This is a genomic window from Lentzea sp. NBRC 105346, assembly GCF_030269605.1.
GTDB lineage: Bacteria > Actinomycetota > Actinomycetes > Mycobacteriales > Pseudonocardiaceae > Lentzea.
The window spans coordinates 313,602-334,093 of sequence record NZ_BSTQ01000002.1; the positions used below are offsets into that span (position 1 = coordinate 313,602).

Below are 20,492 nucleotides of genomic sequence, written 5' to 3' on the forward strand. Positions count from 1 at the left end.
AGTTGACCTTCCTGGGGATAGGGGGAACCTATGGCTAAGACCAACCTGTTCGGCCTGCTCGGGATCGACCCGGCGGGATTCGACGTGCAACAGATGTGGGCCTCGCTGCCACCCGCGCGGCGGTCGAAGGTGCCGATCGGCGCCACGGCGTCCGGTGTGCCGGTGGTGCTGGACCTCGACGGGACGCACCTCTACGTGCGCGGCGGGCACCGCTCGGGCAAGTCCGAACTGCTGCGCGCCGCCGCGCTGGGGCTGATGCTCACGCACTCGCCCGCCGACCTGAACGTGGTGTTCGTGGACGGCACGCCCGACCGCACGTTCGCCGACCTCGCGCAGGCGCCGCACGTGCTGGCGTCAGTCGAGCGCGCGACGCCGTCCGACGACACCCGGCTGCAGCAGGCGCTGCGCGGTGAGCTGAACCGCCGGTCCGGCTCGGCGGAACCGCTCACCGACCTCGTGCTCGTGGTCGACGCGCTCGAGAGCGTGTCGCCGGAGTGGTTCGACGTGCTGTGGAACCTCGCCTGGTACGGCCGCAAGCACGGCATCCACCTGCTGGCGAGCGGCGACAGCGACGCGCCGCAGTGGCTGGAGCGCGTCGCTGTTCTGAGTGCGCCGGGTGCGGCTCTGCTGGACGGCACCGAGTTCGGTCCCTGCTTCGTCTCGCAGCCGGCCGAGGGCGGAACCCTGCTGCAGCTGGCGGCCGCCCAGCTGACCGGCAAGGGCACGCCGGCGCTGGACTTCGTCAAGCCGCCGCTGACCGAGCTCGCGCTGTCGGCGATCACGGCCGCGGCGCCGCCACTGACGGTGCCGATCGGCCTGATCGACAACCCCGAGCTCGGCCGCTACACCGGGCTACTCGTCGACCTGTCCGCTTTGGACGGTCACGTCGTCGTGGTCGGCGCGCACGGCTCCGGGAAGTCGACGCTGCTGAAGACGTTCATCACGTCCCTCGCCCTGAACCACACCCCGGCGCAGGTGCAGGTCTACGGCCTGGACTTCACCGGCGGCGCGCTGACCACCCTGCTCGACGTGCCGCACTGCCGCGCGATGGTGTCCTCGTCCGACCCGACGATGGTGTGGCACGTGACCAGGTCCATCGGCGACCTGATCAGCCGCCGGGAACAGGCGCTCCGCGGCGCGGGGGTGCACACGATCGCCGACTACCGCGCCCACGTGGCCGAGCAGGGCATGGTGAACAACGAGCCCGCCGACGTCGTGGTCGTCGTCGACGGCTGGCCGGGCGCGGCACTGCAGGAGTGGCTGCGCTACTACCTCGTCGACTTCGTCAGCCGCGGCGCGGACTTCGGCATCCACGTCGTGCTGACCGCGAGCCGCTGGTCCGAGCTGGCGCCGGAGTTCTACGGCGCCTTCGGCACGCGCCTGGAGCTCACGCTGACCGACCCGGCGACGTCCGTCGTGGACACGACCGTTCGCCATCCCGGCCCCGGCCACGGCATCGACGGCTCCAGCCGTCGGTTCCTCATCGCCTTGGCGGACGTCGACGTGCCCGCGGTCGACGATGCCCCGCCGAAGATGCGGCCGCTGCCGGATGAGGTGCTCCGCACATCGTTGTCCACCACCGGTTACCGGATCCCGCTCGGCATCACCGAGGGCGACCACCAGACCGTGTTCGCGAGCGACACGCGGCACCTGCTCGTGTACGGCGACGAGGGGTCGGGCCGCAGCGCGGCGCTGCGCACCTACCTGAAGGGCATCATCGGCACCCACGAGGCGGCCCAGGCGCTGTTCATCCTCGTCGACCCCCGCAAGTCCAACATGTCGGGCGAGTGGGGCGACCACCTGCTGCAGTACGCCCCGTCCGCGAACGCGCTGAAGGACCCCATGTCGGATGTGGTCGCGTCGTTGCGCAAACGGGTCGGCAACGAGTGGAGCGGCCCCAACCTGTATGTGGTCGTCGATGACTACGACCTGCTCGCCGCGTACGACAACCCGCTGCAGCCGCTCGCCGAGTTCTTCCCGTCGGCCCGGCAGATCGGCCTGCACGTGGTGATCGCGTCCCGGCACCACCACATCAAGCAGGACTCGTTCCTGGCCGCGTTCCCGCCGGACGAGACGTCCGTCCTGATGCTGAGCGGCACCTCGGGTACGGCGGAGGCGATGAGCGGGCTCATGCCGACGCCGATGCCGCCCGGCCGGGGCGTGCTCTCCTCCCCGGCCGGACAGCGGACGATCCAGGTCGCCTGGTCGCCTGCCGGCTGATCAGACGAGGGCGCGCACCCGGCGCAGAACCTCGTCCTCGCCGAGGGTGCGCGCCACCGCGTGCAGGTCCGGGCTGCGGGTCGAGCCGGTGAGCGCGACGCGGATCAGCTGCGCCGCCTCCCGGATCGAGCCGTGGTAGGCGTCCGGGTTCTTCTTGAACTCCTTGGGGTTCGGGGCGAACCCGTGCGGCTCGAGCAGCGCGCGGATCTGCCCGAACCACTCCTGCCCGTCCTCGAGGTGCTGGTAGTTGTTCGCGAAGTCGGCCGCGACCGCGGACACGATCTTCGGGTCGAGCCCGCCGAGGCGCTCGTCGTCGTTGCCGACGAGCTCGAACAGCGCTGGGAAGAAGAACCCGTACGCGGGGCGGAAGTCCGACCACTTGCGCAGGTCCTTGCGCGGGTTCGCGACGTCCGCGCCGCGTTCGACGGCCAGGGCCTTGAGCGCGAGCTCGCGCTCGTTGTCCAGCAGCTCGACCAGCGCCGGGTCGTAGGTCTGCGCCCACGGCTTGATGGCGTCGATGATCTCCTCGCCGCTCATCGTGGCGACCAGGTCCGCGCTGATGTCCTCGAGCTTCACCAGGTCGACGAGCGGCCCGGCGACACCGCAGTCGTCGAGGCTGATCGGCGAGCTCAGCGCCTCGTCCAGCGGCAGCTCGGCGAGCCGGCCGTTGGCGAGCCCGCGCAGGTAGTACTGGACGGCGCGGGCCGGGAAGCCGGCCTCAATGTAGAAGTCGACCGACGCCTCGGGGTCCTTGCGCTTGGACAGCTTGCGGCGGCTGCCGCCCTGCTGCTTCATCAGCGGCGCGATGTGCGCGTACTCGACCCGCTCGAAGCCGAGCGTGTCGAACAGCTGCAGGTGCGTCGGCACGCTGGAGATCCACTCCTCGCCGCGGATCACCAGGTTGACGCGCATCAGGTGGTCGTCGACGGCGTGCGCGAAGTGGTACGTGGGCAGCCGCGGCGACTGGTCGGACGCCTTGAGGATCACCACGTCGTTGCGGTTTGCCTCGTGCTCCAGCGTGCCGCGGATGGCGTCGGAGAAGCTGACCCGCTCCCCCGCCTTGCCCGGCGAGCGGAACCGCACGACGTAGGGCTCACCCGCGTCGAGCTTGGCCTGGACCTCCTCGGCGGACTTGTCACGCCAGATCGCCCAGCGGCCGTAGTAGCCGGTCGGCAGCTTCGTCGCCTGCTGGCGGGCGGTGATGTCGGCGAGCTCGTCCTTCGTGGCGAAGCACAGGTACGCCTTGTCCTGGCGCAGCATCTCCCGCACGTAGGTCAGGTAGATCGACTCGCGCTGCGACTGGTGGTACGGACCGTAGGCACCCCGGTCGTCGGCCTCGTCCGGGACGATGCCGAAGTACTCGAACGCCCGGTTGAACTGCTCGACGGCGCCCTCGACCTCACGCGCCTGGTCGGTGTCCTCGACGCGCACGATGTAGGCGCCGCCGGAGTTCGTGGAGATGTCCCGGTCGAGCAGCCCGACGTACAGGCCGCCGATGTGCAGGAACCCGGTCGGCGACGGCCCCAGGCGGGTGACCTTCGCACCCTCCGGCAACCGCCGCGGCGGGTACTGCTGCTCCCAGTGCTCCGGCTCGGGCAGGTCGGAGGGGAACAGGGCGTCGACAACGGCACGGTCGAGCATGGCTGATGAGTCTCCAAGACACCTCGGGAAGTGCCGTTGAGGCTATCAACCTGCGCTGAAGACCTCTCTGGCCGCCGTCACTCGCAGCTCCTCCAGCAGCTCGATCTGCTGTTCGGCGCGGCGGCTCAGGTTGTCGAGCTCCGCCTCGTCCAGCCGGGCGTCCTTCAGCTCGCGCAGCGACCGCCACAGCGCGGCCTTGCCCTGCACGCCGAGCATCATCGTCTCCAGCTCGAGCACGGCGCTGAGCGGCGAACGTTTGACGAGGTAGCCGTTCAGCTTGAGCCGGCCCGCCTTCTCCCCCACCCAGCCCAGCGCGGCCCGGTAGGCCTTGGGGTCGTGGCCGAGGACCTTCATCAGCCGCACCAGCGTGACGCGGTCCTCCTGGACGTCGGCGGCGAGCTTGCGCAGCCGTGGCGCGGCCGGCGTCTTCTTGAACTGCTCGGCGATGCGGCTCGCCAGCTCGCCGCCCGTGACCGAGCCGGTGTAGTGGTCGTTGAGGTACACGCCGAGCAGCTCGGGCCCGGAGCGATCCACGAGTGTCATACCGGTTGGTTACCCGTTGTTCGCGCGGGGAACGCCTTCGGTCATGAAGGCAGTGACTTGGCACGGCAGGCGAGACGTCCGCGTGGACACGGTCCCCGACCCGGTGCTGAAGGAGCCGTCCGACGTGATCGTCCGCATCACGTCCAGCGGCATCTGCGGCTCCGACCTGCACCTGTACGAGGTGCTGGGACCGTTCATGACAGAGGGAGACATCCTCGGCCACGAGCCGATGGGTGTCGTCGAGGAGGTGGGTTCCGAGGTCACGGCACTGGTGCCCGGTGACCGCGTGGTCATTCCGTTCAACATCTCGTGCAACTCGTGCTTCATGTGCGCGCGGGGCCTGCAGTCGCAGTGCGAGACGACCCAGGTGCGCGAGCAGGGCACCGGCGCGGCCCTGTTCGGCTACACCAAGCTCTACGGCCAGGTGCCGGGCGGCCAGGCGGAGTACCTGCGCGTCCCGTTCGGCGACACGCTGCCGATCAAGGTCCCGGACGGCCCGCCCGATGACCGGTTCGTGTACCTGTCCGACGTGCTGCCCACCGCGTGGCAGGCCGTCGAGTACGCGGGCGTCGCCCCGGGTTCCTCGATCGTCGTCCTGGGCCTGGGCCCGATCGGCGACATGTCCTGCCGCATCGCGCAGCACCGCGGCGCCGAAACGGTCATCGGGGTCGACATCGTCCCGGACCGCCTGGACCGGGCCCGAGCCCGCGGCGTCGAGGCCCTCGACCTGCGCACCCACGGCAACCGCCTCGCCGACGTCATCCGCGACATGACCGCCGGCCGCGGCCCGGACGCCGTGATCGACGCCGTCGGCATGGAGGCGCACGGCGCCCCGGTCGCACGCCTCGCGCAGCAGTTCACCGGCTTCCTGCCGGACGTCATCTCGGAGAAGCTGATGCAGAAGGCCGGCATCGACCGCCTGAAGGCGCTGTACACCGCGATCGACGTGGTGCGCCGCGGCGGCACGATCTCGATCGTCGGCGTGTACGGCGGCGCGGCCGACCCGCTGCCGATGCTGCAGATGTTCGACAAGCAGGTGCAGCTGCGCATGGGCCAGGCCAACGTCTGGCACTGGATTCCGTCGCTGCTGCCGCTGGTCGTCGACTCCGACCCGCTCGGTGTGGAGGGTTTCGCGACCCACCACCTGCCGCTGGCCGAGGCACCTCGGGCCTACGACATGTTCCAGAAGAAGGAGAACGGCGCGGTCAAGGTTCTGCTTCGACCATGATCGCCCCGTATGCTCCCGGCCCATGGCGAAGTACCTCGACGTCCACCCGGTCAACCCGCAGCGCCGCGCGATCGACCAGGCGGTGCGGATCCTGCAGGACGACGGCCTGATCGCGTACCCCACCGACTCGTGCTACGCGCTCGGCTGCCGGCTCGGCAACAAGAACGGCATCGACCGCATCCGGGAGATCCGGCGGCTCGACGACAAGCACCACTTCACGCTGATGTGTCAGGACTTCGCTCAGCTCGGCCAGTTCGTACACGTCGACAATGACGTGTTCCGGGCGATCAAGGCTTCCACTCCGGGGAACTACACGTTCATCCTTCCGGCTACCAAGGAGGTGCCGCGGCGGATGATGCACCCTCGCAAGAAGACGGTCGGTGCTCGGATTCCGTCGCATGTGGTCACTCAGGCTCTGCTCGCTGCCATGGGCGAGCCTCTTCTGTCTTCCACCTTGTTGCTGCCGGATGAGGCTGAGCCGTTGATTCAGGGGTGGGAGATCAAGGAGCGGCTCGATCACGTGGTGGATGCCGTCATCGACTCCGGCGAGTGTGGGACTACGCCTACTACGGTGATCGACTTCTCGCAGGGAGAGCCGGAGATCGTTCGCGTTGGGGCTGGGGATACTTCTCGGTTCGAGTGATCCTTGGCTTTGACGCGGCTGCGCCGCGACACGTTGGCATTTTCGTGCGGGCCAGGCGCCCTAGCGCCTGGCCCGCACGAAAATGCCAACGTACCGAGACGGTGGTTGGCTGCCGTCGTGGTCTCGATCCTGTCCAGACTTGCGTTCGTTCGGTGCGGTTGCGGGCGTGGTCGCCATGAGGTGGCTTGAGTTGGCACCGTTTTTCCCATGCGTCAGCTCACCATGTGCAGTGGGTTGCGTCTCGGCTGGCGTAGCGGGTCGAGGAACGCCGGTGGGATGAAGTACGGGATTCCGTTGCGGAGCTTCACTTCCCAGTCGCTGTGATGGATCAGGTCGTGATGTCGTCGGCAGAGCAGGACGCCGTTGTGCAGGCTGGTTTTGCCGCCCTCGAACCACGGTTTGATGTGGTGGCCCTCGCAGTGCCGTGGCGGACGGTTGCAGCCCGGGAAGGCGCAGCCCCGGTCGCGGGCGACGAGGGCTCGGCGTAGGCCGGTGTTGAAGAGTCTCGCTTTGCGGCCGACGTTGAGTGGCTGGGAGCGGCCGCTGAGCACGATCGGGATGATGCCCGCGTCGCAGGCGAGCCTGCGCAGTTGCTTGACCGGGATGCGTTCCTGGCTGTCCAGCACCGCCGACCCGACGTTGGCCTTCAGATCCTCGTAGGAGACGGTGACGGCCATGGTGACGGTTTCGCCGCCATGCTCGGGCATGACGTCCGCGCGCAGCATCAGGTCGATCAGCTCGGCGAAGGCGTCGCCTTGCCGTTCGGCCAGGGTGCGCGGGTCGGGGCCTTCGGCGTCGGTGGGGCGGGGCTTGGACAGCGGGTCCAGTGCGGCCTGGAACCTCGCGCCGGTCATCAGGTCGATGTCGCCCCAGAGCTTCAGGCGGCCGTGCTGCTCACGCAGCACTATCTGGTTGCCCGGCGGCGCCGGATCCCGATCATCGGGTTCCTCGTCGTTCTGGAACATCCGGTACACGATCTTCTTGCCGAAGCCACGGATGCCGCCCGGCTCGAACTGGCGCCCGTAATCGGCGAGCTGCTGCTCGATGAAGGCCGTCTGCTCCGGTGTGGCGTCCTTGGGCATGCGCTTCATCGCCTTGGCGATCTCCTCGACATGCTCCTCGGTCACCCCGCCCTCGGCCATCGCCTCCGCGGTGGCGGGCAACACCGGTGCGGTCTCACCGCCGGACGGACCGAGCTGCGGCATCAACCGCCGCGCGTTACGCAGCTTCGCCCGCGTCACAGCCGGATCCCACTGCACCCGATCCTTCAACACTCCGACCAGGTCCTTGTAACCCAGCTCGACGGCCAGGCCACGCCGGTCCATTTCGGCGATCCACCGCAACTTCCGCTCGGCGAGGACACGACTCTGCACCTCCAGGGCGGCGAAGCCGTCGAGCAGCTCACCGCTGGAGAGGAGGGACAGATCCGTGTCGACCATGCGTTCGACTCTACCGCAAGATCACGAGCAAACAGCCCGTTTACCAGCGAAAACAAGCTACACGATCGGGTGAACCGCTTTCAAGAAACGATCAAAACGCAAGCCACTCATCCCAGCCACGCCCGCAACCGCACAACACAACGCAACCCAGCCAACGGATCGGGACCACGACGGCAGCCAACCACCTTCTCGGTACGTCGCCCTTTTCGTGCGGGACAGGCGCCCAGCGCCTGGCACGCACGAAAAGGGTGACGTGGCGGCCGAAGGCCGAAACACCCAAGATCAAGAAACCACGAGCGCGAAGTCAGCGTCGGTAGCCGTAGTCTCCACGTGAGCGTCCACATTCACCTGCGAAGCCAACACTTCCACGGTCCAAGTCCCAGCAGCAGGCTTCTCAACGAACACGTTCTCCACGGTGTCAATGGCATTGGGCGACCCACCGGGCGTGGACCAGTTCCCAGCCAACAGCCCGTTGTTGCCGTAGTAGACAGTCCCATTCGGAGCAGTGACCCGAAGCGTGAGGTCGTTGACCCGAGCCAGAGCAGCGGTAGGCGACCCGGCCGGATCGGTGTACGCGAGCGTCGCCTTCAAAGGCTTGGTACCACTGGAAGAAACGGTGTAGCGACGAACCTGCCCGTTGGACACGAGGTCGGTCTCGTTCACCAGCAAAGGCAGCTTCCACCCCGAGGCCTTCGCGGAGTCGTAGAGGTTCCGCACGGACGCGGTCCCCCAGCCCTGGTGCACGCGGGTCATGTCCGCCGTGGTGCCGGAGAACGGAAACTGGTCGGCCGAGTTGATCAAAAGCGCCTTGGCGGTAGCAGCATGCGGCCGCGAGGCGAACACGTCGCGCGCCTTGCCGGGACCGCCGTCGAAGACGCCGTCCGCCCACATCTGGAACAGCAGACCCGCGTTGCCGCACGTGATGGGCGTGGCGCCGGACGTGCCGCCGAACGACGTGGTGTACGCGGTGTCCGAGTTGCCGGACGTGGTGTCGATGCGGTCGTAGAAGTTGGAGATCTCCGGCTTGATGCGGCCGTCGGCGGCGGGGCCGATGCTGGCGCCGTTGTTCCACTTGTCGTCCGCGCGGGACAGCGTGTTGTAGTGGTACTGGCCGCCGACCGACAGGACGTTCTTCGCCCACGCCTGCGGGCGCGAGTTGCGGGTGCCCGCGTTGGACTGCGACTGGCAGATCAGGATGTCGTGGTCGAACACGATGCGGTCCATCTGCTGCGAGATCGACGTGTACGACGTGGTCAGGCTGTTGCCCCAGCTGTTGCTCTGGAACACCGCGCGGTACGGGCCGGCCGGGTTCACCAGTTCCTTGGTGTGCGCGTACCGGTCCGGGACGCTGGACTTGGCGAAGATGCCCTGCGCCTGGGGCAGCAGGCCGCGGTGGGCGGGCGAGACGCCGGAGGCGAAGATCTGGCCGTAGGTGGACGTGCCGTGGCCGACCTCGGTGGTGTTGCCGTTGTGGATGATCACCGGGCGGGCGCGGAACTCCTGGTGCGTCGCGCGCATCCCGATGTCCATCACCTCGCCGCGCACGCCCTGGCCGCGGTAGCCGCCCGCGGTCTCGATGTAGTTGGCGCCGCCCGACTCGCGGGAGATCGCCATGTCCGTCGACTCCTCGCCAACGGCGCCGACGGCGAGCACGTCGGCGGAACGGGCCACGCGGGCGGCCTGGGCGGAGGTCAGGACAGCGGTGAGGTGTTCCCGGCTGGCCGACACGTTCTCGACCTTGCCGCCGACCGACGACACCAGCGAGGCGACCGACTGCTGGGCGGCAGCGTCCTGGTCGACCAACGTGATCAGGAAACGAGAGGAGCCGCCGAACGCGACCACGTCGGCCGGGGCTGAGTACGCGGAAACCCCGCGTACGTAAGGAAGACGCGACACCCGTGCGGCGTCCTTCGTCCGGACCACGTAACCGGAGCCGGTCACGTAGGTGCCGACGCGGGCGCCGAGCGCGCGGAGCTGGATGCGCTGGGCGTCGGTCAGAACCCCGTCGAAGCGCACCAGGTATGCGCCCTCCACGGGTGCGGCGACCGCGGGTGCGACGCCGAGTGTCAGTGCCACGGCCGAGGCCACGGCGAACAAGCGCAGCATGAATCGAACCTCCTGATCGGCAGGGAATGCCCGAACCGGAGGAGGGTCCGGGCCCGTGATCAGGACGTTACCGAGCGCAGTGCGCGCTGGTCACCGGCCGATTGGCGGCAAACCGGGGTGCCACTCGATCGCCGGGCAGCGGTCCATCACCATGCGCAGGCCCGCGGAGGTCACGCGGGCGAAGGCGTCGGTGTCCACCACGTCCAGCTGGAACCACACCGCCTTGGCGCCGATCGCGACGGCCTCGTCCGCGAACGCGCCGGCCTCGCTGGAGCGCCGGAACACGTCCACGCAGTCGACACCGAACGGAATATCGGACAGCGACGCGTATCCGGGTTCGCCGTGCACGGTCTCGGCGCGTGGGTGCACGGGCACGATGCGCTTGCCGTGCCGTTGCAGGAATCTCGCGACGCCGTGCGCGGCGCGCGACGGGTTGTCGGCCAGCCCCACGATCGCCCAGGTCTGGCAGTTCTCCAGAATCCAGTGCACGGACTCACCCCAAGATTCCATACCTCCAGCATGAACCTCGCGCACCGCGGCGGCGACTGTTCTCATGACGAGGAGGAGGTGACGTGGATCCCACCGCACTGCTGGTGGTCCGCTGTCAGCTCGGGGAACGCGACGCGCTCGCCGAGCTGGTCCGGACGTGGCACACCCAGCTCTGGAACTACGCGCGCCGGATGGCCGGCGACGCGGAGACCGCCGACGAGCTGACCCAGGAGACTTGGGTCGCGGTGTTGCGCGGCCTGCCGAAGCTGAGGGAACCGGAGAGGTTCGCGCCCTGGCTGTTCACGATCGCGCGCAGGTCGCTGATGAACCGGCTGCGAGCCCAGTACGCGCAACCACCCGACGAAGCACCCGAGGAAGTACCGGAACCGGACCCGCTGGACCGGATCGAGCTGCTGAACGGCCTGAAGGGCCTGCCGCTGGTCGAACGGGAGGTCCTCGTGCTCTTCCACGTCCACGACCTCTCGCTGCAGGAGTGCGCCGAGGTCATCAGGGTCCCGGCGGGCACCGTCAAGTCACGTCTGTTCCGCGCGCGCCGGATGTTGCGCGAACACCTGGTGGAAAGGGGATTCCACGGTGAACGATGACCGGTTCGAGGAACCGACCCTGCCCGCGGAGACCGTCGTGCGGCGGCTGACGCCGAAGTTGCGGTACGCCGCGCTGGGCCTGGCCGGGCTCACGGTGGCCGTGCTGGTCGGCACGTTGTGGGCGACGGAACCGGCCCTGCCCGCCCGGACCCACGTCGCGTTCGGCGGCGTCGTGGCGATGGGACTGGGGTGGGCGGTGTTCGCCGCGTGGGCGCTCACGCGAGCACCGCTGTTCGCCCGCGACCGTGTGGTCGCCGCGACGCTCGCACTGGGCTTCTCGGCCGTCACGGCGATCGGTCTCGCGATCACCGCGAAGATCACTGGTGTAGCGGTGGGGCTCGTGCTCGTCGCGGCAGCTGGGGTACTTCTGGTCAACGCCCGGCGCACGCGCGCGGATCTGTTGCGCCGCAAGGAAGAGCTAGAGAACGGGTAACGACGGCCGGATGGACCGCACGGCGTGCGCGGTAAGTGCCGCGTCCAGCGTCAGCACGCCGTGCGGGGACGTCGGCCGGGCGCCGGTGAGGCGTTCGATGGCGCGCAGGCGGTAGTCCAGCGTGCTGCGGTGGATGCGCAACCGGCGGGCGGCGCCGGCGCGGTTGCCGTCCTCGGCGAGGAACGCGCGCAGCGCCTCCAGCAGCTGGGGGCGGTCGACGACCGGCTCGATCAGGCGTGCCAGCCGGGCCGAGGTGTCGGGCCGCCGCAGCACGGCGAACCCCGCCAGCAGGTGCCGCAGTTCGTACACGCCGGGATCGCGGCGCGAGGCGAGCGCGAGGGTGAGCAGGTCGGCCGCGGTGGCGCGAACGGTCGCGAGGTCTTTACGGGTGCCCCAGGCGACGCCCATCCACGTGTGGCCGGTGAGCCGGACGTGCAGGTCCCGCACCGCCTCACCGGCCATGCGATCCGAAGCGCACGGCACGAGCAGGTAGCCGCCGGGTCCGGCCAGGACACAGAGCAGGTCCTCGTGGGCCGCCAAGGTTGCCACGACCGCCGGATCGGCCGAATGACAGGCCACGACGGCGTACGCGGTGGGCAGGTCGTCTGGCCCTTCACCGGTGAGCAGGGCCCTGGCAAGCGCGTCCGAAGGCGGGGACAACGACACGGCCTCGGTGATCGTCACAGGCCCGCCTCCAGGTTCAGCTCCCCACGGCACCATACAAAGAGCCTGTTGAGACGGCGTACGCATTTCGGGTGTGTCTTGGGAATCCCGGTCTCACTTCGTGGAAACGCGACCACACACGTCGAGTGCGATGCTGAGCATCGCGAGGTCGCGCGGATGGACGGGCGAGAGCCCGGTCAGCTGCTCCACCTGCCACAGCCGGTAGTCGATGGTGCTGCGGTGGATGAACAACCGCTTGACCGCGACGGCGCGGTTGCCGTCCGACTCCACCAGCGCCATCAGGGTTTCCACCAGCACCGGGTTCGCCAGCAGCGGCGTCACAATGCGGCTCAACTCCGCGGTCACCTCCGGCGTCGACACCGCCGCGTACTCGAACAACACGTCGTCGAGCCGGTACACACCGGGCGGGCGCCCGAGCGAGGTGACCAGGTCGAGCAGCTCGTCGACGTCCTTGCACACCACCGGAAGGTCGTCGGCCGTCTGGCCGGACACGCACAGCCAGACCGACCCGAACAGCTCGTCGTGCGCCCGGCCGCACAGCTCGGTGGCCGCGACTTCCGCCAGCGGTAACAGCAGGTGTCCCGACGTGGTCGAGCCCGCCCCGGACAGCCGAGCGACGACATCCGGTTCCAGGTCGCGGAAAGCCTTCTCGACGTCGGCCGGCGACGACCCGGCCGCGCGCACCGCCACCACGGTCGACCCCGCGGGCGGCACGGGCCAGCCCGCCGGTTCCACCGCCGCGACACGACGTTCGTGGTAGGCGCTGAGCATCTCGGTTCCCACAATGGTGCCCGCAGCCGCAACCTGCACGGCGGCGCGCATGTTCAAGGCCACAGTCTGGGTCAGCAGCCGATCGACGAGCCGCAACGCGGCGACGAGGTGTGAACGTCCGACGTTCGCCTCGGCAAGGCGCTCCCCCGTACTCGACGCGACGGCGACAGCGCGCTTCTCCCACCCCGCCGCGTTGCGCGCCGCGTCGCGGTAGACGGGGCGCAGCTCCTCCCGGAGGCGGGCGACGAGGTCTCCAGACGACATTCGTCGATTCCACCAGGTTCCGCCCTGGCACAAGGACCACTTTGTTCAGCACCACGCCAGATTCGGCCGCCCTAACCTCGAAAGACCAGTCCAGAGAACGGAGCCGGCCCGTGGCCCAGCAGCTCCTCACGAGACCGACCTCCCTGCCCGACGTCTGGAGCCAGTTCACGCACACCCTGGAGCCCGTCGAGTTCAGCAGGGGCGCGGTGATCCTGCCCGCGGGCGCGCGCACCAACACCTTGTACGTCCTCAGATCCGGCAAGGCGAAGACGACGTGCTCGTCGGCCGACGGCAAGGAGCTCCTGCTGGACTTCCACGCCTCAGGCGACGTACTGGCCGAGCCGACCCTGTTCGACGCCGGGCCGTGCGCCACCACTACCACCGCGATGACCCGCATCGAGGCCGGCCAGATCGCGCTCGGCACACTGCACAAGTGGCTGGTCATGTGCCCGGAGATCACCGAGCACCTGCTGGGCACCATGGCGCGCCGGCACCGGGAGCGGCATCAGATGCGGATGGACCTGGTGCAGATCGACGCTCCGGCGCGGCTCGCGAAGGCGTTGCTGCGGCTGGCGGGACGGGTTCAGCGGCTCGTTATCGAGGACGTTACGCAGCAGGAGCTCGGGCAGTACATCGGGTCCGGGCGGGATACCGTCAACAAGATTCTCGCCGACTTTGCTCAGCGCGGGTGGATCGTTATTGAGCGGCGGACGATTCTGTTGACGGACACGGCTGCGCTGGGCCGGCGGTCCCGCCACTGATTGACCATCCATATTGGACGGCACCGCATGGAATCAGTGTGCGGCAACGATCGACAGATGGTCGGCCAGCCGCCGCAGATCCACCACCAGAGCGTCCTGCAGCTCCTGCGTCAGCCGCACGGTCAGGATGGTCACGCTGACGGCGGCGCAGATACTCCGCCCGCCCGCCAGCGCGATCCCGAAACAGGTGACGCCGTCGGTGTTCTCCTCGCGATCGATGGCATACCCCCGCCGCCGCGTCTCAAACAGGTCGCGCCGCAGCTCCGAGACATCCCGGTGCGACCGCCGAGTCAGAAGAGGCAGCGAATCCAGAGCGGCCAGCCGCGACTCCAGCTCACCCGGCGGCAGAGCGGCCAGCAGAGCCTTGCCCATACCGGACACGACGGCGGGCAGCCGCTGCCCGACATCCGAAGCGAGCCGGATGTTCTGTGTGCCGTCGTGGCGCGCCAAGTAGACGACGTCCATGTCGTCGAGCACGGACAACAGGATCGTCTCGGCGGACGCGACCGGCAGCATGGCGCAGTACCGCACGAACTCGTCCACCACCGAGGTCCCGGGCAGGAAGCCCTGCCCCAGCTCGACGACCTTGTGGTCGAGGGTCCACCGGCCGTCGACGCGGCGCACCATGCGGCACGCCTCCAGCGCCGCGCACAGGTTCGCGACCGTGGACTTGGCCAGATCCAGCCGGCGCGCCAGCTGGGACAGCGGCAGCGGCGAGCGCGCCAGCTCCTCCAGGATCGCCACCGCGCGCGTGACCGCCGGGGAGCGGCTGTGCACTGCCCGGAGCGACCTGTGCGGTTCGGTGGCCACCACAAGATGATCGCTTGGTGGCCGCTGGTGTTTTCACCAGCGGACCAGCAGGCGCTCCGGTGGTGACTCGGAACCGCCGGGCCGCAGCGTGATGTCCGCCAACGGCGTCGCGAGGCTCAGGCCGGGTAGCCGGTATGCCAAGCGGGACAACGCTATTCGTAGCTGCGTGCGGGCGAGGCTCGCGCCCGCGCAGTAGTGCACGCCGCGGCCGAACGCCACGTGTGGGTTGGGACAGCGCGTGGGGAGGAACATGTCGGCGTCGCCGAACACCGAGGGGTCGCGGTTGGCCGACGCCGTCGACACCATGACCAGGTCGCCCGCGCGCACCAGGACCGGGCCGACCCGTACGTCGCGAAGGGCGCGGCGGGAGCGTAGGGCGTCGCCGAAGGCGGCGAAGCGGAAGAGCTCCTCCAGGGCGTCGGAGTCCAGGTCCGGCAACAGTTTTCCGTGTGCGGCCAGCAGGGTCAGCACGGAGTTGGTCACCCCGGCGGCCATCGTCTCGTAGCCGGTGACAAGCAGGGTTGCCACGAGGCCGACGACGGGTTCGGGCGAAGCGTGCCGCAGCAGGTCGGACACCAGATCGTTGCCGGGGTTACCAGTGCGGGTCTCGACCAGGCCGCCGATGTAGGCGAACAGTTCCCGTTGCGCGCGTTCGACGTCTCCAGAAGAACGGCCGTCCACGGCGAGCACGGTCTCCGACCACGCCGCGAACTGTTCCTGGTCGGATACCGGGACGCCGAGCAGGTCGCAGGTGGCGCGCATGGCCAGCGGCGCGGCGAAGGAGGAAACCAGATCGGCGGGCGGGGTCATGCGCTCGATCAGGTGGTCGGCGTACGCGACCATGCGCGGACGCAGCGACAGGATCCGCCGGGTGGTCAGGGCGCGGGACAACAGGGCGCGCAGCCGCGTGTGCTCGGGCGGGTCGGTGGTGAACAGGACGCCGCGCGGCAGTTCGCCTGGGCGGGCCTTCGGGGCGTCCGGCCGGGTCATCGCGGCCTTGCTGAACCGGGGGTCGGACAACACGAACCTGGCGTCGGCCCACGTCGTCACCAGCCACGCGTGCGCACCGGTGGGGAGGCGGACGCGGCACACCGGGCGTTCGCGGCGCAGCTCGTCGTAGATCGGCGGCAGCGAGAGCGGTGAACCCGCTGGGGCGAAAGGGAAGCCGAGCACCTCGTCAGAGGCCGGGTGTTCGGAGCCGCCACCCCTTGCCGGACAGCCGTTCGCGGGTTCGGTGTTGGGCATCGGCGACCTTCCCGGCCATGAGCACGGCCGGCATCCGCCCCGGCCCGATACGGACGACGGACGACATGCGGCGCAGGCCGAGTCCCTGGAGCCCCGGCGCGGCGGCCGCGGTCGAGGTGACCACCAGGTCGTCGACGGCGCTGTACCGGCTCCAGTGCACGCAGGCCGCCAGCGCGAGTACGGCCGACACGCCGACGCCGCGGCACGCGGGGGCCACGATCTCCCGGCTGAACGTCACGAACTCGGGTCCGGCGTCACCCAGGTGCAGCGGCCCGAAGTCGTCGGCCACCTCGCCGTGCCAGATGTTGTTGTGCACCAGCCGGATCGCGCCGACCGGTTCCGAATCGGCCAGGCAGAGCAGCTGCACCGCGGCCTCGTCGTAGGCGTCCCAAGCACTCACGCCGAAGCCGCGCAGGGCTTCGGCGTGATGGCGGGTGCGCATGGCGAGCACGGCGCTGCGGCGGGGGACGCTGTTGGCGACCCGGACCCGAAGTTCGGAGCCGTTGCGGTGGCACACCAGGATTTCCGGGTCGAGCGCGTCGGTCGCTTCGGCGGCCTCGGCGAAGAGGTCCCGGACGCGCGTCCGCACGGATACCCCCTCGTCGAGGTCGTCGACATCGATCAGGCTCACTTGATGTAGTCGGGCGAGACCTTCGGCGGCCAGCTCGCCACGCTCAGCACGCCGAGGCTGTAGGCGCGCGACACGAGCGCGGCGCGGTTGGGCGCCTTGAGCTTCTTCAGCATCGTCCCGACGTGGTACTCGACGCCCTGGCGGCTCAGGAACAGCCGCGACGCGAGGCGTACGGTCGACTCACCGGTCGCGATGCCCTCGAGGATTCTCGCGTCGAGCTCCGTGAGGATGCGGTTGCGGTCGACCACGACGGCGTTGGCGTCGTCGGTCTTCTCCGGGTTGACCACCACGACGATGAGGGCCAGCTCGCCGGACGGCGCGTGGACCGCGATGCCGGTGATGTCACCGGTGAACACGGCGTCGCGCGGGCCGACCCCGGCGAGGTGCTCGACGAAGCGGTGCCGGCGGCCGTCGAGCAGGCGCTCGAACTGCCGGCGCATCGGGCCGTGCACGCCGGGGTGCAGCAGCTCGTAGAAGCTGCGCCCGCGCAGCGTCTCGCGGGAGTGCCCGAAGCGGGTCACGAAGTCGTCGTTCGCCTCGACGACCCGCAGGTCCAGGTCGAGGCTGGCCAGACAGAGCCCCGACCTTTCCAGCAGTGACCGGAAAACGTCGATGTCGGCGACGGCGTTGTCCCGGGCGCCGGACACGGAATGGTCGTAGGCGAGAGTACCAGCGGCAATAGTGTGCATCGAGACTATCCCCTCGAACTCGCTCAATCCCGACTCTGCAGGAAGAAATCGGTGAACGACGAACTTCGGTTTCATTAACGTGGATATCGAAGCTGTCGACAGGGACAATAGTAGGAAGATCACAATGCCGGGGTCAATAACGCGCTCTAATGTTGTGGTCCGCACCGGCTGGAGGTTCGGGCCGACCGAACCACCACCCCAGCCCCGGTGCCGATGCGCCGGTCAGAGCAACCGTAACGGCCCTACCAAGTACGCTCTGACCTGGACTTTTACGACCGCACCGCACCCAAAGGTGCGGACCGTACCACCGAACCGCCCGGACACCGCACCATCGGTGGTTCGGTGTCCCAAACCCCGCCAACCGGGTGAATGTTATGCCGACTTGATGTTTTCTTAGGAATCACCGAGGGCCTCCGGAGGCCGGCCTGAGCGTCGTCACGGCGGTCTCGGGGTGGGCTCGGGCCAGCGCCTCGGGCAGTTCGGTTCGGCGCCGGATGCCCAGCTTGCGGAACGAGTTGGTCAGATGCTTCTCGATCGCGCGGCACGTCACCTGCAGGATATCCGCGATTTCCTGGTTGGTGTGCCCGTCCACCGCCAAACCGGCTACCTTGTATTCGGATTTCGTTAAGGCGGTTCTCAACCCGGATGTATCGGTGGTTTCCAGTTCCTCCGCCGACTTGGCGACGAGCCAGTTCGCACCGCATTGCAGAGCCAGTTCCTGGGCCCGGCGCAGGTGGTGCCCGGCGTCGGGCTCCCCCTCGGCCCGCTCGCGGGTGCCCAGCTCCAGCAGCGCCTTGGCGAGCTCGAACGAGTTGGCCGACTCACCCAGCACCTCGACCGACTCACGCGCCAGGTCGAGCCCGCGCGGCCCCGGCGTCAGCCGCGCCAGCGTGCACAGCGCGCGGCCCACGCCGGACGGCGCACCCCACGTGACGGCCCGCGAGCGCGCCTCCTCCGCGAGCTCCAGCGCGGCTTCGCGATCACCGAGCCGGGCGTGCAGGGACGCGGCCGTCAGCCGCCACGGGAACAGCACCGGGTTGCGCCAGCCCGCGCGTTCCAGCGCGCGACCGCATTCCAGGTTGTACTCCAGCGCCCGGTCGAGGTCCCCGCTCAGCGCGGCGGCCGCGCCGTGCAGCAACCGGTAGATGGCCGCGAGACAGGCGTGATCCGTTCGTTCCTGCTGCAGGTCGAGCAACCGCGAGATCAGCTGCGGTTCGCGCAGCTCGATCGCGACGGCCGCGAGCGCGACCGCGGCGGTGGCGTTGGAGCCCTTCCAGTCCAGCGCGGTGAGGTCGAGCGCGTCGAACGCAGCCGACCGCGCCTCGTCGAGCCGGCCGAGATGCAGCAGCGTGAGGGCTTGTTCGGTACGGATCAGCGCATGCTCGATCGTCACGTCCTGCATGCGCGCGCGGTCCAGCGCCAGGTCCAGCCACGGCGCCAGGTCCTCCAGCGCGTCGGCCGCGGCCATCGTCGTCACCAGCAGCGGCAACGCGGTGTGCACGTGACCGGACGACGCCGGCTCGTGGTCGAGCACCCGGCGCCCGAGCCGCGCGACCTCGGTGGCGGGCAGCTTCGCGGTGAGCATCGCGGCGTCCAGCAGCACGACCAGCAGCTCGCGTTCCGCCCCGCTGCCGACGAGATCCTGGTCGCCGAGCGCCAGCAGTCGCCGGACCGAGTCGCCCAGCTGGGCCGGGTCGGAGTGCCACGAGTACCGCAGCCGCGCCTCCAGCCGGAACGCGAGCTCGCGGTCCACCCCGGCGAGCATCACCGGGTCGCCGAGCTCGTCCGATACGCGTTCCAACAGGTCCCGCACCGGCCGCGAGGCGCTGACCAGCACGGTCGGCGCGATCCGCACCACGGCCGCCGCGCGATCGCGGACCGTGCGCAGCAACGGGACCGCATAGGAGATGTGCCGCACCGATGCCGACGCGTCGAAGCCGCGTTCCGCCGTGGCGAGATCGACGAGCAGCCGGGCGCGGTCCTCGCCGTCGGGTGAGGCGTCGAGCAGCGCCCGCCGCAGGTACCGCGCGGCGACCTCGGGCGCGCCGCGGCGCATCGCGGTGTCGGCGGCCGACCGGAGCACCTCGATGGCCCACCAGTCGTGCTGCGAGGTGATCGTCATCAGCTGCGCGGCCACCTGCTCGGCCGGATAACCGCTGCCGTGCAACAACTTCACCGCGCGCAGGTGCAGCTCCTCGCGTTCCTCCGCGGTCATCCACTCCTCGATCGCGTCCTGGACGACGAGGTGCATGAACGTGGGGTGCTGGTCGCTCTTGAGCAGCCCGAGCTGGTGCATGGTGCGCATCGCGGTGGCCGAGCCGATCGCGTCGAGCCCGGCGAGGTGCCCGATCAGCTCGACGTCGACGTGCTCACCGAGCACCGCGACCGCGCGCGCGAACGACCGCACCGGGTCGGACTGCGTCTGCAGGCACTGGATCAGACGTTCTCGCAACTGCGCGGGCCGCAGGGAACGCACCACGTCGACGTGCTTCGCGGCCGGGACGATCCCCGAGTACGCGAGGTTCAGCAGGATCGACATGAGGAACATCGGGTTGCCGTCGGTGGTCTCGTGGCAGGCGAGGACGAACTCCTCGTCCGGCCACTCCCCCGTCTGCTTGCACACCAGCTCCGAGGTGGCGGTCACCGACAGCGCGGCCGGCCGCAGCTCGTGGTGGCAGAACGACGTCATCTCGGTGACCAGCGGCCGGTCGGTGCGGCTGTCGCCCTCGCGCACCGCGGTCACCAGCAGCACCCGCAACGAGTCCAGGCGCTTGGCCAGCCGGGTCAGCCAGCGCAGCGACGGCTCGTCGACCCACTGCAGGTCGTCGATCAGGATCAGCGACGGCTTGTCGAGGCTGATGTTGCGCAGCAGGGCGGTGAGTCCCTGCAGCGCGGCCTCCTGCACGATCACCGCGGGCGCGGGGTCGGTGGCCTCGGGCGCGTCGTCGGCGAACACCACACGCGCGAGCCCGGCGGCGCCGGTGAGCCAGCGCTCCCGCAGCTCGGGCACGGCGCGTGAGAGCACCGGGTCGAACAGCTGCCGCACCACGCCGAACGCGAAGTCCTGTTCGAGCGAGGACGCGTTGGCCCGCAGCACCCGGAAGCCGTCGGCGGCCTCCAGGGACGGGATCTCCTGCAACAGCGCGGACTTCCCGTTGCCGAGCGGTCCACCGACCAGTAGCTGTGATCCGCCGCCAGCCTGCGCGTCGCGCAGAGCTCTGCTGATCTGCTCCAGCTCACCCTGCCGCTCGAGCAACACGGCCTCTCCTCTCCCAGGTTGGGACTCCGGG

The 20,492-nt window shown here is 69.4% G+C and carries 18 protein-coding genes; 6 read left to right on the forward strand and 12 right to left on the reverse strand.

Translation table 11 applies throughout. The features are described 5' to 3' along the window. Nucleotides 1-30: 30 nt before the first annotated feature. Nucleotides 31-2,220, forward strand: a complete 2,190-nt coding sequence (gene eccCb / locus QSK35_RS05745; protein ID WP_285742984.1) for a type VII secretion protein EccCb — start codon at nucleotides 31-33, stop codon at nucleotides 2,218-2,220. On the opposite strand, the gene QSK35_RS05750 is transcribed toward eccCb, so the two are convergent. Both QSK35_RS05750 and QSK35_RS05755 read right to left on the reverse strand, forming a co-directional pair. Beyond that, nucleotides 2,221-3,861, reverse strand: a complete 1,641-nt coding sequence (locus tag QSK35_RS05750) for a glutamate--tRNA ligase (RefSeq protein ID WP_285742985.1) — start codon at nucleotides 3,859-3,861, stop codon at nucleotides 2,221-2,223. A 45-nt stretch (nucleotides 3,862-3,906) separates the two neighbouring features. After that, nucleotides 3,907-4,404, reverse strand: a complete 498-nt coding sequence (locus QSK35_RS05755; RefSeq protein WP_285742986.1) for a hypothetical protein — start codon at nucleotides 4,402-4,404, stop codon at nucleotides 3,907-3,909. Between the two features lie 43 nt (nucleotides 4,405-4,447). On the opposite strand from QSK35_RS05755, the gene QSK35_RS05760 reads away from it, so the two are divergent. Next, entirely contained in the window at nucleotides 4,448-5,632 is a 1,185-nt protein-coding gene (locus QSK35_RS05760; protein WP_285742987.1) for a zinc-dependent alcohol dehydrogenase, read from the forward strand. Nucleotides 5,633-5,654: 22 nt separating this feature from the next. Continuing rightward, nucleotides 5,655-6,275: an L-threonylcarbamoyladenylate synthase gene (locus QSK35_RS05765; RefSeq protein ID WP_285742988.1), complete on the forward strand. Its 621-nt coding sequence runs from the start codon at nucleotides 5,655-5,657 to the stop codon at nucleotides 6,273-6,275. A 212-nt stretch (nucleotides 6,276-6,487) separates the two neighbouring features. Here the strand turns inward: QSK35_RS05765 and QSK35_RS05770 are convergent, their stop codons facing one another. The 3 genes from QSK35_RS05770 to QSK35_RS05780 form a co-directional block, all read right to left on the reverse strand. Further along, complete coding sequence (locus QSK35_RS05770; RefSeq protein ID WP_285742989.1) at nucleotides 6,488-7,714, reverse strand: HNH endonuclease signature motif containing protein; 1,227 nt, start codon at nucleotides 7,712-7,714, stop codon at nucleotides 6,488-6,490. 282 nt (nucleotides 7,715-7,996) lie between these two features. After that, a complete protein-coding gene (locus QSK35_RS05775; protein ID WP_285742990.1) occupies nucleotides 7,997-9,820 on the reverse strand; it encodes a S8 family serine peptidase in 1,824 nt (607 codons plus the stop codon). Between the two features lie 90 nt (nucleotides 9,821-9,910). Continuing rightward, nucleotides 9,911-10,375, reverse strand: a complete 465-nt coding sequence (locus QSK35_RS05780) for a CoA-binding protein (RefSeq protein ID WP_285742991.1) — start codon at nucleotides 10,373-10,375, stop codon at nucleotides 9,911-9,913. 17 nt (nucleotides 10,376-10,392) lie between these two features. On the opposite strand from QSK35_RS05780, the gene QSK35_RS05785 reads away from it, so the two are divergent. Next, nucleotides 10,393-10,914, forward strand: coding sequence for an RNA polymerase sigma factor (locus tag QSK35_RS05785; protein WP_285742992.1), 522 nt, complete (start codon nucleotides 10,393-10,395; stop codon nucleotides 10,912-10,914). Beyond that, nucleotides 10,904-11,347, forward strand: coding sequence for a hypothetical protein (locus QSK35_RS05790; RefSeq protein ID WP_285742993.1), 444 nt, complete (start codon nucleotides 10,904-10,906; stop codon nucleotides 11,345-11,347). The genes QSK35_RS05785 and QSK35_RS05790 overlap by 11 nt, the downstream gene beginning before the upstream one ends. Here QSK35_RS05790 and QSK35_RS05795 read toward each other — a convergent pair. Both QSK35_RS05795 and QSK35_RS05800 read right to left on the reverse strand, forming a co-directional pair. Next, nucleotides 11,333-12,031 (reverse strand): PucR family transcriptional regulator, encoded by a 699-nt coding sequence (locus tag QSK35_RS05795; RefSeq protein ID WP_285742994.1) that lies wholly within the window; start codon nucleotides 12,029-12,031, stop codon nucleotides 11,333-11,335. The two genes, QSK35_RS05790 and QSK35_RS05795, sit on opposite strands and share 15 nt — an antisense overlap. Before the next feature lie 93 nt (nucleotides 12,032-12,124). Continuing rightward, nucleotides 12,125-13,066, reverse strand: a complete 942-nt coding sequence (locus QSK35_RS05800; RefSeq protein WP_285742995.1) for a helix-turn-helix domain-containing protein — start codon at nucleotides 13,064-13,066, stop codon at nucleotides 12,125-12,127. A 110-nt stretch (nucleotides 13,067-13,176) separates the two neighbouring features. Between QSK35_RS05800 and QSK35_RS05805 the strand changes: the two genes are divergently transcribed. Then, nucleotides 13,177-13,827 carry a Crp/Fnr family transcriptional regulator gene (locus QSK35_RS05805; RefSeq protein WP_285742996.1) on the forward strand — a complete coding sequence of 217 codons (651 nt, stop codon included), beginning with the start codon at nucleotides 13,177-13,179 and terminating at the stop codon, nucleotides 13,825-13,827. Nucleotides 13,828-13,860: 33 nt separating this feature from the next. Here QSK35_RS05805 and QSK35_RS05810 read toward each other — a convergent pair whose 3' ends face one another. The 5 genes from QSK35_RS05810 to QSK35_RS05830 all read right to left on the reverse strand — a co-directional run bounded on the left by QSK35_RS05810 (nucleotide 13,861) and on the right by QSK35_RS05830 (nucleotide 20,461). Then, nucleotides 13,861-14,637 carry an IclR family transcriptional regulator gene (locus QSK35_RS05810; RefSeq protein WP_285742997.1) on the reverse strand — a complete coding sequence of 259 codons (777 nt, stop codon included), beginning with the start codon at nucleotides 14,635-14,637 and terminating at the stop codon, nucleotides 13,861-13,863. A gap of 33 nt (nucleotides 14,638-14,670) precedes the next feature. Then, entirely contained in the window at nucleotides 14,671-15,882 is a 1,212-nt protein-coding gene (locus tag QSK35_RS05815; protein ID WP_285742998.1) for a cytochrome P450, read from the reverse strand. Continuing rightward, complete coding sequence (locus tag QSK35_RS05820; RefSeq protein WP_285742999.1) at nucleotides 15,815-16,513, reverse strand: GNAT family N-acetyltransferase; 699 nt, start codon at nucleotides 16,511-16,513, stop codon at nucleotides 15,815-15,817. Before QSK35_RS05820 ends, QSK35_RS05815 begins: the two co-directional genes overlap by 68 nt. Then, a complete protein-coding gene (locus QSK35_RS05825) occupies nucleotides 16,510-17,202 on the reverse strand; it encodes a PAS domain-containing protein (protein ID WP_285743000.1) in 693 nt (230 codons plus the stop codon). The genes QSK35_RS05820 and QSK35_RS05825 overlap by 4 nt, the downstream gene beginning before the upstream one ends. A 400-nt stretch (nucleotides 17,203-17,602) precedes the next feature. Further along, complete coding sequence (locus QSK35_RS05830; protein WP_285743001.1) at nucleotides 17,603-20,461, reverse strand: helix-turn-helix transcriptional regulator; 2,859 nt, start codon at nucleotides 20,459-20,461, stop codon at nucleotides 17,603-17,605. Nucleotides 20,462-20,492 lie beyond the last annotated feature (31 nt).

What these genes read in the sequence shown, in the direction of transcription:
- QSK35_RS05825 (WP_285743000.1), bottom strand. Translation starts at nt 17,202, where the DNA reads ATGCACACTATTGCCGCTGGTACTCTCGCCTACGACCATTCCGTGTCC.
- QSK35_RS05750 (WP_285742985.1), bottom strand. Translation starts at nt 3,861, where the DNA reads ATGCTCGACCGTGCCGTTGTCGACGCCCTGTTCCCCTCCGACCTGCCC.
- QSK35_RS05800 (WP_285742995.1), bottom strand. Translation starts at nt 13,066, where the DNA reads ATGTCGTCTGGAGACCTCGTCGCCCGCCTCCGGGAGGAGCTGCGCCCC.
- QSK35_RS05765 (WP_285742988.1), top strand. Translation starts at nt 5,655, where the DNA reads ATGGCGAAGTACCTCGACGTCCACCCGGTCAACCCGCAGCGCCGCGCG.
- QSK35_RS05770 (WP_285742989.1), bottom strand. Translation starts at nt 7,714, where the DNA reads ATGGTCGACACGGATCTGTCCCTCCTCTCCAGCGGTGAGCTGCTCGAC.
- eccCb (WP_285742984.1), top strand. Translation starts at nt 31, where the DNA reads ATGGCTAAGACCAACCTGTTCGGCCTGCTCGGGATCGACCCGGCGGGA.
- QSK35_RS05755 (WP_285742986.1), bottom strand. Translation starts at nt 4,404, where the DNA reads ATGACACTCGTGGATCGCTCCGGGCCCGAGCTGCTCGGCGTGTACCTC.
- QSK35_RS05780 (WP_285742991.1), bottom strand. Translation starts at nt 10,375, where the DNA reads ATGAGAACAGTCGCCGCCGCGGTGCGCGAGGTTCATGCTGGAGGTATG.
- QSK35_RS05760 (WP_285742987.1), top strand. Translation starts at nt 4,448, where the DNA reads ATGAAGGCAGTGACTTGGCACGGCAGGCGAGACGTCCGCGTGGACACG.
- QSK35_RS05815 (WP_285742998.1), bottom strand. Translation starts at nt 15,882, where the DNA reads ATGCCCAACACCGAACCCGCGAACGGCTGTCCGGCAAGGGGTGGCGGC.
- QSK35_RS05775 (WP_285742990.1), bottom strand. Translation starts at nt 9,820, where the DNA reads ATGCTGCGCTTGTTCGCCGTGGCCTCGGCCGTGGCACTGACACTCGGC.